Source organism: Micromonospora sp. NPDC048907 (assembly GCF_055586885.1).
Genome location: NZ_JBVJHI010000004.1, coordinates 565,469 through 577,236 on the forward strand (window position 1 = coordinate 565,469; position 11,768 = coordinate 577,236).

General features: G+C 74.3%; 12 protein-coding genes. 4 read left to right on the forward strand and 8 right to left on the reverse strand.

Features of this window, described 5'->3' with window-relative positions:
• Positions 1-15 precede the first annotated feature (15 nt).
• Complete coding sequence (locus ACZ6PY_RS16580; RefSeq protein ID WP_466073005.1) at positions 16-732, forward strand: helical backbone metal receptor; 717 nt, start codon at positions 16-18, stop codon at positions 730-732.
• Between the two features lie 211 nt (positions 733-943).
• Positions 944-1,312: an FKBP-type peptidyl-prolyl cis-trans isomerase gene (locus ACZ6PY_RS16585; RefSeq protein WP_091258728.1), complete on the forward strand. Its 369-nt coding sequence runs from the start codon at positions 944-946 to the stop codon at positions 1,310-1,312.
• Positions 1,313-1,373: 61 nt separating this feature from the next.
• On the opposite strand, the gene ACZ6PY_RS16590 is transcribed toward ACZ6PY_RS16585, so the two are convergent.
• Positions 1,374-1,727 (reverse strand): anti-sigma factor antagonist, encoded by a 354-nt coding sequence (locus tag ACZ6PY_RS16590; RefSeq protein ID WP_466073007.1) that lies wholly within the window; start codon positions 1,725-1,727, stop codon positions 1,374-1,376.
• 179 nt (positions 1,728-1,906) lie between these two features.
• Here ACZ6PY_RS16590 and ACZ6PY_RS16595 point away from each other — a divergent pair, with 179 nt between their 5' ends.
• Positions 1,907-2,926: an SMP-30/gluconolactonase/LRE family protein gene (locus ACZ6PY_RS16595; protein ID WP_466073009.1), complete on the forward strand. Its 1,020-nt coding sequence runs from the start codon at positions 1,907-1,909 to the stop codon at positions 2,924-2,926.
• A 57-nt stretch (positions 2,927-2,983) separates the two neighbouring features.
• Here the strand turns inward: ACZ6PY_RS16595 and ACZ6PY_RS16600 are convergent, their stop codons facing one another.
• The 5 genes from ACZ6PY_RS16600 to pdhA all read right to left on the reverse strand — a co-directional run bounded on the left by ACZ6PY_RS16600 (position 2,984) and on the right by pdhA (position 9,833).
• The gene (locus tag ACZ6PY_RS16600; protein WP_466073011.1) at positions 2,984-4,261 is read right to left on the reverse strand and encodes a L,D-transpeptidase; all 1,278 of its coding nucleotides are present in this window, start codon (positions 4,259-4,261) and stop codon (positions 2,984-2,986) included.
• A 196-nt stretch (positions 4,262-4,457) separates the two neighbouring features.
• Positions 4,458-6,137 (reverse strand): right-handed parallel beta-helix repeat-containing protein, encoded by a 1,680-nt coding sequence (locus ACZ6PY_RS16605; protein ID WP_466073013.1) that lies wholly within the window; start codon positions 6,135-6,137, stop codon positions 4,458-4,460.
• A 101-nt stretch (positions 6,138-6,238) separates the two neighbouring features.
• A complete protein-coding gene (locus ACZ6PY_RS16610) occupies positions 6,239-7,570 on the reverse strand; it encodes a dihydrolipoamide acetyltransferase family protein (protein WP_466073559.1) in 1,332 nt (443 codons plus the stop codon).
• 53 nt (positions 7,571-7,623) lie between these two features.
• The gene (locus ACZ6PY_RS16615) at positions 7,624-8,628 is read right to left on the reverse strand and encodes an alpha-ketoacid dehydrogenase subunit beta (protein ID WP_466073015.1); all 1,005 of its coding nucleotides are present in this window, start codon (positions 8,626-8,628) and stop codon (positions 7,624-7,626) included.
• Positions 8,628-9,833, reverse strand: a complete 1,206-nt coding sequence (pdhA, locus tag ACZ6PY_RS16620; protein WP_466073561.1) for a pyruvate dehydrogenase (acetyl-transferring) E1 component subunit alpha — start codon at positions 9,831-9,833, stop codon at positions 8,628-8,630. Before pdhA ends, ACZ6PY_RS16615 begins: the two co-directional genes overlap by 1 nt.
• A gap of 72 nt (positions 9,834-9,905) precedes the next feature.
• Here pdhA and ACZ6PY_RS16625 point away from each other — a divergent pair, with 72 nt between their 5' ends.
• Complete coding sequence (locus ACZ6PY_RS16625) at positions 9,906-10,412, forward strand: Lrp/AsnC family transcriptional regulator (protein ID WP_262286519.1); 507 nt, start codon at positions 9,906-9,908, stop codon at positions 10,410-10,412.
• A gap of 3 nt (positions 10,413-10,415) precedes the next feature.
• Here ACZ6PY_RS16625 and ACZ6PY_RS16630 read toward each other — a convergent pair whose 3' ends face one another.
• Both ACZ6PY_RS16630 and ACZ6PY_RS16635 read right to left on the reverse strand, forming a co-directional pair.
• Complete coding sequence (locus ACZ6PY_RS16630) at positions 10,416-11,390, reverse strand: DNA polymerase domain-containing protein (protein ID WP_466073017.1); 975 nt, start codon at positions 11,388-11,390, stop codon at positions 10,416-10,418.
• A gap of 44 nt (positions 11,391-11,434) precedes the next feature.
• On the reverse strand, positions 11,435-11,764 hold the full coding sequence (locus ACZ6PY_RS16635) for a hypothetical protein (protein WP_466073019.1): 330 nt from the start codon (positions 11,762-11,764) through the stop codon (positions 11,435-11,437).
• Between the last annotated feature and the right edge of the window lie 4 nt (positions 11,765-11,768).

Consider the following 11,768-nt stretch of genomic DNA (forward strand, 5'->3'; position numbering starts at 1 on the left):
AGGGAGGGAGCCGTCGTGCGGGTGGTGTCGCTGGTGCCGTCGTTGACCGAGGCGGTGGCGCTGACCCGCCCCGAGGTGCTGGTGGGCGCCACCGACTGGTGCACCCACCCGGCCGGGCTGGACGTCGCGCGGGTGGGCGGGACGAAGTATCCGGACCTGGACCGGGTGCGCGCGCTGGAGCCCGACCTGGTGCTGCTCAACGAGGAGGAGAACCGCCTCGCCGACGCGGAGGCGCTGCGGGCGGCCGGCGTGCCCGTGCGGGTCACCTTTCCCCGTACCGTGCCGGAGGCGCTGGCCCAGCTCGGCGCGCTGGTCGCCGCCCTCGGAGTGCCCGGCGAGCCGGACTGGCTCCGGGCGGCACGCCGGGCGTGGGCCACGCCGCCCGCGCCGGCCACGCCGCGGGCGGCGGTGGTGCCCGTGTGGCGGCGCCCCTGGGTGGTGCTGGGCCGGGACACCTTCGCCGGTGACGTGTTGCGCCGGCTCGGCGTCACCAACCGGTACGCCGACCACGCGGAGCGCTATCCCCGGCCCGGCCTCGACGAGCTGCGCGCCCGGGAACCGGATCTGGTGGTGCTGCCGGACGAGCCCTACCGGTTCACCGCCGACGACGGGCCGGAGGCGTTCCCCGGCGTGCCGGCCGCGCTGGTCTCCGGCCGGCACCTCACCTGGTACGGGCCGTCGCTCGCCGAGGCGCCCGCGCTGCTCGCCGCCCAGCTCGCGGCGGCCACCTGAGGCCGCCGCCGGTCAGGCGGCGGGTTTCCTCGCCGTCCCGACGTCCCGGGTCGTCCCGTCGCGCACCTGCCGGGTACGCATGGCGGCCTCCACTCCCGTGCCACCCACCGGTCCCCGCCGCCACGCCGCGGCGGGGACCGACGCGTATCGGCCGGCCGCGATCCGGCAGGATCGACGGGGACCACACCTGTCAGCACCGAGGAGACCGCTCATGGAGAAGCCCGAGGTTGGCCCGATCGAGGGCGCGCCGCCCGCCGATCTCGTCATCGAGGACATCACGGTCGGCGACGGCCCGGAGGCCCGCCCCGGCCAGCTGGCCAGCGTGCACTACGTGGGCGTGGCCCACTCGACCGGCCGCGAGTTCGACGCGTCGTACAACCGGGGTGACACGTTCGAGTTCCCGCTCGGCGGTGGCCAGGTCATCGCCGGCTGGGACCAGGGCGTGGTCGGCATGAAGGTCGGTGGCCGGCGCCGGCTGACCATCCCGCCGCACCTGGGCTACGGCGCCCGGGGCGCCGGCGGCGTGATCAAGCCGAACGAGACGCTGGTCTTCGTGGTGGACCTGGTCGGCGTGCGCTGACCCACGGACCGTCCGCCAGGGCCGTCGGCGTGCCGCCGGCGGCCCGGCGGCGGCACGCCGGTCAGGCGGCGGCGCAGGTGACCAGCTCGTGGGCCGACTCGCGGATCGGCAGCACCCGGTGCAGGCCGGTGGCCCGCAGCACCCGGGCGACCACCGGGTCGGGGTCGACCAGCACCAGCTCGCCGCCGCGGGCCCGGACCCGCAGGTGGGCGGCGACCAGCGCGCGCACCCCGGCGGCGGAGAGCAGCCGCACACCGGAGAGGTCGAGCCGCAGCACCGGCCGGGCCGGCGCCGCCCAGAGCGCGGCCCGGAACGCCGCCACGGTGGCGATGTCGATCTCGCCGACCGCCCGCAGGTCCACCACGTGGTCGCTGACGCTCGTCGCCACGTGGAACCGGTCGCCGCGCTCTCGCATGTCCCGAACCTACCCCCCACCACCGACAGTTCCGGCCGCCCGCGAGCGGGGTTCCGGGTAGGTCCCGGGTGGGACCCTGAGCGGCCTCGGGGTCATCCCGCAGCCCCGGGCCCGCGACCGCGACGCGGACACGCCGCCGGGGACTCCCGGCCGGGCCATCGGCGGGGAAGAATGGCCGGATGGCCGTCCCCCGCCCGCGCGTGCCCCTGCTGATCCGACCGGTCCGTGAGCCGGCCACCGTGCCACCGCCCCTGGACGGGCCGTGGGCCCCCACCGACGTGCGGCTCGACCGAGCCGACCTGCTGCCGCTGCCCGACGGCGCGCACGGCCCGGAGGACGTGCTGATCGACCCGGACGGCCGGGTGGTCAGCGGCGACGAGGACGGGCGGCTCTGGTGGTGGCCGGCGGACGCTCCGGCCGGCACCCGCCCCACGCTGCTCGCCGAGACCGGCGGCCGGCCGCTCGGCATCGAACTGGACCCGGTCGACGGCGGGCTGGTGGTCTGCGACGCCTACCGGGGGCTGCTGCGGGTCACGCCCGACGGCGCGGTGCAGGAGCTGACCGGCAGCGCGCCCCCGGTGCACCTGGCCGACAACGCCGCCGTGGCCCGCGACGGCACGGTCTACTTCACCGACTCGTCGGACCGGTTCCCGCTCTCGCACTGGAAGCGGGACCTGCTGGAGCACCGGCCCAACGGCCGCGTGCTGGCGTACGACCGGCGGACCGGGCGCACCGAGGTGGTGGCCGGCGGGCTCTACTTCCCCAACGGAGTGGCGCTCACCCCGGACGAGTCCGCGCTGATGCTGGTCGAGACCGCCACCCACCGGCTGCTCCGGGTGGACCTGCCCGACGGCCGGGCCACCGTGCTGGCCGACCTGCCGGCCTATCCGGACAACGTCTCGGCCGTGGGCGACGGGACCTACTGGATCGCGCTGCCCAGCCCGCGGCTGCCGATCATGGAGAAGCTGCTGCCGCATCCCCGGGTGCGCCAGGTCGTGGCCCTGCTGCCGGGAGCGGTGCAGCCGCAACCCCGCCGCTACGGGCTGGTCGCCCTGGTGGACGGCACCGGTCGGGTGCTGCGCACCCTGCACGGCCCGAGCGGGACGTACCCGATGGTCACCGGCGTGCGGCAGCACGGGCGGCGCCTCTGGCTGGGCAGCCTGACCGCGACGGGCGTGGCCCGGGTCGACCTGGACTGAACGGCGCGGGGCCGGCCCGCGCTGTCGCGGGCCGGCCCGGCCGTTCCTCCCCGGTGGTCAGCCGCCGCTGTTGCTCTTCGACGGGGCGGGGGCGGGCGACGACCCGCCGGCCACCGCGCCCGGGTGCGGCACGGCGCTGTGCGTGGGCTTCAACCCCGCCGGTACGGGCAGCGCGCTGCCCTTGACGAACTCGTCCCAGCCGACGTTCCAGGCCGTGAAGCCGTTGCCCTGGTCCAGCTTCACCTCGGTGCCCTTGACGGTCACCAGGTCGCCGACCTGCGTGACGCCCATCAGCCAGTCCGCGGCGGCCGCCGAGACGTTGGTGCAGCCGTGCGAGGTGTTGGTGAAGCCCTGCTCCCCCTCCGACCACGGGGCCGAGTGGATGAACTCGCCACCCCAGGTGAGCCGCTGGGCGTCGTCCACCTCGACCACGTAGGGATCGGCCGAACCCCGGGTGTCGAAGGTGGTGTGGTCGAACTTCTCCATGATCACCATCTTGCCGCTGGAGGTGGGCGTGCTCGACTTGCCGAGGCTCACCGGGACCTTGCGGAGCAGCTTGCCCTCCCGGAAGACGGACATCTGCTTGGTGGCGTTGTCGATCTCGAGCGAGACCTGCCGGCCGATCGTGGAGGTCGCGCTGTGGTCGGCGTCGCCGATGGCGTCCGTGCCGATCGGCAGCCCCTCCAGGGCGCTCCGCACGCTGATCTTCGTACCGGACTTCCAGAAGTCGGGCGCCCGGTATTCGACCTGCTTGCCGTCCGCCATCCAGGACCAGGTGCCCGGCTGCGGCGGGTCGGTCTTCACGAACAACCGGCGCTGCACGTCCGCTCTGGCCTCTTTAGGAATGGGCGGATCGAATGCGACAACCACCGGCATCGCCGTCCCGTACGTCTGCTTGCTGGTGAAATAGAGCTCGCTCGTGACGGTCGGCTTGGTGGATTTCGCCATCGTGGTGAACGTCGTCTTCTGCGTGGTCGTCCGCCCGGAATCGCCGGTCGCGGTCACCTCCGCGGTGTACGTCCGCGAATTCTCCAGCGGCCGGTCCGGCACCCAGCCCGACCCGTCCTCGCGCGGCTTCGCCGGCACCGGCCGGCCCTTGTCGTCGGTGAGCTTCACGGCGGTCACCTTCCCGCCGCTGACCGTGGTTCCCACCTCGGCGCTGACCGGCACGCCCTTCGTCCGGTCCGCCGGGGTGAGGGTCACCGACGGCGGGGCCGCCGCCTTGCCGTGACCGGGCTTGACGGCCTCCCGCTGGCCGGCGGTGCACCCGCCGACCACCAGCGGTGTGGCTGCGATGGTTACCGCCAATAGCGTCAATCGCCGCCTCACGTCCATATTCCGCACCCCATTTCCAGTCCCCCTTGGTTCACATTCTGTACGGCCCTCGGGACGGCGTGGCATATTCGGCGGAATTGCCAGAGGCGGCTGACTTCGATTTCGGCGCGAGCGTACGGGAATGGGAATCGGCGACGTGGACGGGCGGCGCGTCACGGCCGTGACCGGTTGCGACGGACGGACCGCGACGACCGGTTCACGCCCGGTCGTCGTCCCCGTGGTTGCGGTCCCAACGGCCGCCCACGGGCGGCGTGTCCAGGCGGACGGCCGCCTCCGCGTTCCCGGCCAGGTCGTTGTCCTCGACACGGCAGCCGACGCAGCCGCCCTCCGCGGTGACCCAGAGCCCGTGCGTCTGGGTGGTCGGCTCGTGGCTGTCCCAGACCCGGTTGCCGCGGATGGTGGCCGAGTCCATGGTCGCGTTGACGGTGATGCCGGCCCGGGTCGCCGGCGGCGCGGGTAGCTCGTAACTGCTGCCCGGATTCGGGATGTCGCCGCTCCAGCCCGTGAAGGCGCCCGGCCGGACCGGGGCCAGGTGCAGCTCGTTCTCGTCGTTCGCGGCGACCACCGCGACCCGCTCGCCCACCCGGATGGTCTTGCCCCGGTGCGCGTCGTCCCGCCAGCTCGCCCGGCGGTCGACCACCGACCTCTCGCCGTACCGGACCGTGTCGCCGCCGCTCCGGTCGGCCGGCCCGCACTGCCGGCCGTTCGCCCGGATCCGGTTGTCGACGACGAACGCGTCCCGGACCGGCCGGTCGAAGCGGACGGCGTCCAGGCTGTTGCCGTAGAAGTCGTTGCTCTCGACGACGATCTCCCGGGCGCACTCCTGCCCCGCGCCGCCCAGGCTGCGCTGGTGGTAGCCATACCGGCCGTTACCGCTGATCCGGTTGCCCCGCACGGTGTACGGGCCGGGGGTGTTGCCGATGCTGATCCCGTCGCGCAGGTTCGCGTCGATCACGCAGTCGGTGAGGAGGCCGCCGCGACCCGCCGTGCCGGTGGTGCCCTTGGCCGAGACCTGGAAGCCGGCGTCGAGGTTGCCGACCAGCGTGCACGCCGACACGACGAGGCCGTTCGCACCCCAGTCGGCGACGCCGAAGCGGTTGCCCTCGGCGTGGCAGCCCACCACCCGGATGCCGCGCGGTCGCAGCCCGCCCTCGAACTGCAGCTCGAAGAAGATCCCGCTGGTGGCGTTGCCGACCGCCGAGCAGTTCACCACGTTGACCCGCTCGACGCTGCCCCAGCCGCCGATCCCGATCCCGATTCCCGCGCCGCCCATCTCGGTGCCGTTGTCCATCCGCCCGCAGCCGGCCACCAGCACCCCGTCGATGAGGCAGTCCTGGAGGAAGTCGCAGCCCAGGCCGGTCGCCGCCGTGTGGTGGATGTAGAGGTTGCGGAACATGCCCCGCACCACGTACTGGAGGCCCAGCCCCTTGGCCAGCGGGTGGTACTCGGCCATCGCCACCCCGGACCCGTCGATCTCGAAGTCGGCGAAGGTGCAGTACGCCAGGTGCCGCTCCCGGCTCGCGCCGTGCAGCTCGGCGGTGTGGAACGCCAGCGGGGCCGGGTCGGCCCGGTCACCCGGGTTGCCGAGCACGAACCGGGTGGCGCCGGGGCCCGCGCCGACCAGCGAGACGCCGCTCCGCCAGACCGTGCCGGCGTCCCGCATCGAGTACACCCCGGGCGGGCAGTAGATCACCCGGGCCCGCCCGTCGGCGGCGTACGCGTCACCCAGCAGGTCCACCAGCGCGGCGAAGGCCGGCTGGTCGTTGGTGGTCCCGTCCCCGGTCAGCCCGTGCTCCCGCGCGTCGCACATCAGTGGCGCGCCGGCGACCGGATGCGGGCGTACCCCACCGGCCGAGGGCATGTGCGGATACGTCATCCGTCCCTCCCGTCGGCGACCGGGCTCGTCTTCCCGGTCCGTCGGCGGAGAAACAGGTGTGCGGCCCCGGCCCCGAGGGTGGCCGGGGCCGGGGCCGGGGCTCAGACGTTCGCCACCAGCAGGGCGGGCTGTTCCACGCAGTCCGCGACGTGCCGCAGGAAGCCGCCGGCCACCCCGCCGTCGCAGACCCGGTGGTCGAAGGTGAGGCTGAGCTGGGTCACCTTGCGCACGGCGAGCTGCCCGTCGACCACCCACGGCTTGTCGACGATCCGGCCGACGCCGAGCAGCGCCGCCTCCGGGTGGTTGATGATCGGGGTGGACCCGTCCACGCCGAACACCCCGTAGTTGTTCAGCGTGAAGGTGCCGCCGGTGAGCCGGGCCGGGGGCAGGCTGCCGGCCCGGGCGGCCGCCGTGGTCTCGGCGAGGGCCGCGGCCAGCTCCCGGGTGGTCAGCCGCTGGGCGTCGCGCAGCACCGGGACGACGAGGCCCCGGTCGGTCTGCGCGGCGATGCCCAGGTGCACCCCGGCCGACTGGACGATCCGCTGCCCCTCGGTGTCGACGTGGGCGTTGAGCTGCGGGTACCTCCGCAGGCCACTCAGGCAGATCCGGGCCAGCAGGGCCAGGATGCTGACCGGCGCCTCCGGGGTGGCGGCGTTGATCGCGGCCCGGGTCGCCAGCAGCCCGGTGGCGTCCACGTCCACCCAGATGGTCACCTCGGGGATCTCCCGCCGGCTGCGGGAGAGCTTGTCGGCGATGACCTTGCGGATGCCGGTGAGCGGGATGACCACGTCGCCGTCGCCGGCCGGGGCCAGCCCGACGTGCGCGGCCGGGGCGTCCGGGACGGCGGCGAGCGGCGCGGTGGACGCCGCCTCGACGTCGGCGCGGCGGATCACCCCGCCCGGCCCGGTGCCGCGCAGGGCCGCCAGGTCGAGGCCGTGTTCCCGGGCCAGCCGCCGGACGATCGGCGAGATGACCAGCGGCGCGGTGCCGTCCGCGGGGGCGGCCGGCGGGGCGGGGGCGGCCGGCGCGGTGCCGGGCTCGGGGGCCAGGGCCAGCCGGGGGCGGCGGCGCCGCCGGCCGGAGCCGCCGTGGCCGGTGCCGTACCCGATCAGGACGTTGCCGGAGCCGGCCCGCTCCTCCTCGCGGTAGGTGGCGTGCGGGTCGTCGCCGCCGTCGCGGTCGAGCGGGGCGATCGTGATGAGCGGCTGGCCCACCGGGCGGACCTCACCCACCGCGCCGTGCAGGGCCACGACCCGGCCGGCGTACGGGCAGGGGACGTCGACCACGGCCTTGGCGGTCTCCACCTCGACCACGGTCTGGTCCACGGTGACCACGTCGCCGACGGCGACCCGCCACTCGACGATCTCCGCCTCGCTCAGGCCCTCGCCCAGGTCGGGCAGGAGGAAGTCCCGCGTCCCGGTCGCGGTGCTCATGCCGTGCCGGCCGGGCATGCCCTCACGGCCCTCGCTTCGCTCGGTGCGTTCGCTCATGCCGCCACCCACCGCTCGTCCGGCTGGTCGTCCCACTGGAGCCGGGCCACGGCGTCCAGCACCCGGTCGACCGAGGGCAGGTGGGTGTGCTCCAGCATCGGCGCGGGGTAGGGGATGTCCAGCCCGGACACCCGCAGCACCGGGGCGTGCAGGGCGTGGAAGCAGCGCTCCTGCACCCGGGCGGCGATCTCCGCGCCGACCCCGGCGAAGCCCTGCGCCTCCTGGATGACCACGCAGCGGCCGGTCTTCCGCACCGAGGCGGTCACGGTGGCGTCGTCGAACGGCACGATGGTGCGCACGTCGACCACCTCCAGGTCCCAGCCCTCCTCGCGGGCGGCCTCGGCGGCCTCCAGCGCGACCGGCACCGCCGGCCCGTACGCGACAAGGGTGGCGTCGGTGCCGGCGCGGCGCACGGCGGCCTTGCCGAAGGGCGCGGTCCGGGCCGGCAGCCCCGCCTCGGCGCTTCCGAAGTAGAGCTTCTTCGGCTCCATGAACACGACCGGGTCCGGGTCGTCGATCGCCTCGCGCAGCAGTGAGTACGCGTCCTCGACGGTGGCCGGGGTGACGACCTTCAGGCCCGGGGTGTGCGCGTAGTACGCCTCGGACGAGTCGCAGTGGTGCTCCACGCCGCCGATGCCGCCCGCGTAGGGCACCCGGATGACGATCGGCACGCTGAGCGCCCCCCGGGTGCGGTTGCGCAGCTTGGCCACGTGCGAGGCGATCTGCTCGAACGCCGGGTACGCGAACGCGTCGAACTGCATCTCGACCACCGGGCGCAGCCCGGACATGGCCAGGCCGACCGCGAAACCGACGATGCCGGCCTCGGCGAGGGGGGTGTCGAAGCAGCGCTTGTCGCCGAACCGGGCCTGGAGCCCGTCGGTGATCCGGAAGACGCCGCCGAGCTGCCCGACGTCCTCGCCGAAGACGACCACCCGCTCGTCGTCCAGCATCGCGTCGGCGAGCGCGGCGTTGAGCGCCTTCGCCATGGTCATGGTGGCCATCAGGCGTCCCCCTCCTCGGCGCGGGCCGCGGCCAGTTCGGCGCGGACCTGGTCACGCTGCTCGACCAGTTGCGGGGTCGGCTCCGCGTAGACGTGGTCGAAGAGGCTGAGCGGGTCCACCTCGGGCTGGGCGTTCATCCGGTCGCGCAGCGCGGCGGCGTACGCCTCGGCCTCCTCGGCGATCGCCGCGACCGCGGCGTCGTCCAGCGCGCCCCGGTTCCGCAGGTACGCCTCCAGCCGGGCGATCGGGTCGCGGTCGCGCCACGCCTCGACCTCCTCGGCGTCCCGGTAGCGGGTCTGGTCGTCGGCGTTGGTGTGCGGCTCCATGCGGTAGGTGTGCGCCTCGACCAGGTACGGGCCCCTGCCGGCGCGGGCGTGCGCCACGGCGCGGGTCAGCACGGCGAGCACGGCCACCGGGTCGTTGCCGTCGACCTGCTCGCTGGGCACGCCGTAGCCGACGCCCTTGTAGGCCAGGCTCGGCGCGGCGGTCTGCCGGGACAGCGGCACGCTGATCGCGTACTTGTTGTTCTGCACGAAGTAGACGACCGGGGCCTTGAACACGGCGGCGAAGTTGACGCCCTCGTGGAAGTCGCCCTCGCTGGTGGCGCCGTCACCGATGAAGGCCAGCGCCACGGTGTCCCGCCCCTGGTAGGACTCGCCGTAGGCGAGCCCGGCGGCGTGCACGCACTGGGTGGCGAGCGGGGTGCACTGCGGCGCGGTGTGCACGGCCGTCGGGTCGTACCCGCAGTGCCAGTCGCCGCGGAGGAGGGTGAGCACCTCGACCGGGTCGATGCCGCGGGCGGTCAGCGCCATGGACTCGCGGTAGGTGGGGAACACCCAGTCGGTGTCGCGCAGCGCCAGCACCCCGCCGACCTGGCAGGCCTCCTGCCCGCGCGAGGACGGGTAGACGGCGAGCCGGCCCTGCTTGGTCAGCGCGGTGGCCTGCACGTCGAAGCGACGGCCGACGACCATCCGGCGGTACATCTCGCGCAGCGCCTCGACCGGCGGCTCCGGGTAGTCGTCCCGGGCCGGCAGCGGGGTGCCGTCCGGGTTCAGCAGCCGGACCGGCTCGCTCTTCGGCAGCAGGCCGTCGGTGGGGTCGGGAACGGCCGGGGTTGCCGGCCGGCGGGTGCGCGGGGATGCCCTGCGGACCGCCTGGGGTGTGGTCGTCACGGCGGGGACCTCCTGGACGTGTGGTGGCCCTATGCTTCCGCTGTCGGATGATTGACTCAACATCCGGCGTGAACGCAGGACGAATGGCACCGGAAGGCGACCCTCATGAGCCAGGAGACCGGAAGCACAGCGGGCACGGCGGGCGGAACGGGACGTTCGGCCGGGCCACTCGACGAGGTCGACCGGCGGATCCTGCGCGAACTGACCGAGGACGCCCGGCTCTCCATCCGTACGCTGGCCGAACGGGTGCACGTCTCGCGCACCAACGCGTACGCCCGGGTGGAGCGGCTGCTGCGGGACGGGGTGGTCACCGGGTTCCGGGCCCAGGTGGCGCCCGAGCCGGCCGGGCTGGGCACCTCGGCGTACATCGCGCTGACCATCGAGCAGAACACCTGGCGCGAGGTGTCCGCCGAGCTGGCCCGGGTGCGCTACATCGAGCACGCGGCGCTGCTCAGCGGCGAGCACGACGTGTTGGCCCTGGTCCGGGCGCCGGACAACGCCACCCTGCGGGACGTGGTGCTGGACCGGGTGCAGAGCATCGCCGGGGTGCTGTCGACCCGCACCTGGCTGGTCTTCGAGGAGTTCGACGGGACGCTGAGCCCGTGGCAGTGACGGCTACCGCTCCGGCGGGGCCTCCAGGCCCTCCCGGTCGGCCAGCTCCAGCAGCGGCTCCAGGGAGAACCGGCGCTCGTCCAGGCCGGCGTGCGGGTCGCCCCGCTCGGCGAAGCGGGCCGGCAGGCTGACCACGTCGAAGTCCTCCGGCCGGGCGTCGTCCAGCTCCGCCCAGTCCAGCGGCGCCGAGACCAGCGCCCGCGGGGTGGGCCGGATCGAGTACGCCGAGGTCACGGTGTGGTCGCGGGCCATCTGGTTGTAGTCGACGAAGACCGGCCGGTCCCGCTGCTCCCGCCACCAGGTGGTGGTGACCAGGTCGGGCAGCCGGCGCTCCATCTCCCGGCCCAGCGCCAGCACCGCGCGCCGGCACTCCCCGAAGCTCCACCGCGGCTCGATCGACAGGTAGACGTGGATGCCCCGGCCGCCGGTGGTCTTCGGGTAGCCCACCAGGCCCAGCTCGTCGAGGAACGCGCGCACCTCGTGGGCGACCGGGACCACCTGGGCGAAGTCCACGCCGGGCATCGGGTCCAGGTCGATGCGGAGCTGGTCGGGACGCTCCACGTCACCGGCCGACACCGGCCAGGGGTGGAACCGCAGCGTGCCCAGGTTGGCCGCCCAGATCACCACGGCCAGCTCACTCGGGGCCACCTCGTCGGCGGTCCGGCCGCTCGGGAAGGTGATGTGCGCGGTGCGCACCCAGTCGGGCGCGCCGGCCGGCAGCCGCTTCTGGTAGAACGCGTCGCCCTTGTTGGTCTGCCGGGTGGCGATCTTCGCGCCCTCGAACACGCCGCGCGGCCAGCGCTCCAGCATGGTCGGTCGGTCGCGCAGCGCGCGCAGGATGCCGTCCCCGACGGACAGGAAGTAACGCACCACGTCCAGCTTGGTCAGGCCGCGCTCGGGGAAGTAGGGCTTGTCGGGGCTGGAGACGCGGACCAGCCGCTCCCCCACCCGGATCTCCTCGGCCGCCGTGGTCGCCACGCCTCACACCGTACGACGCGGACGGTCCCGGCGCGGGGATCTCGTCACGTGATGAGCAGGGCCCCGACGATGATCAGCGGCACCGAGACGAAGAGGAAGATGCCGACGCCGGTGAGGACCCGGCCCCCGCCGCCGTCCTCCCGCTCCGGAGCCAGACCGAAGGTGGACCGGGCCGGCAGCATGCCGATCCGGCTCAGCGTCAGGTCACCGGTCATCCCGATCACCGCGCCGACCAGCATGAACGCCACGCCAAGCCGGTGGACGAAGTCGCCGCCGCTGACCCCGACCCAGATCCCCACCGCGATCGCGATCGCCACCGCCGCGATCAGGAAGAGCACCAGCGCTTCGCGCAGACCCCTGATGACCGTCCCCATGCGT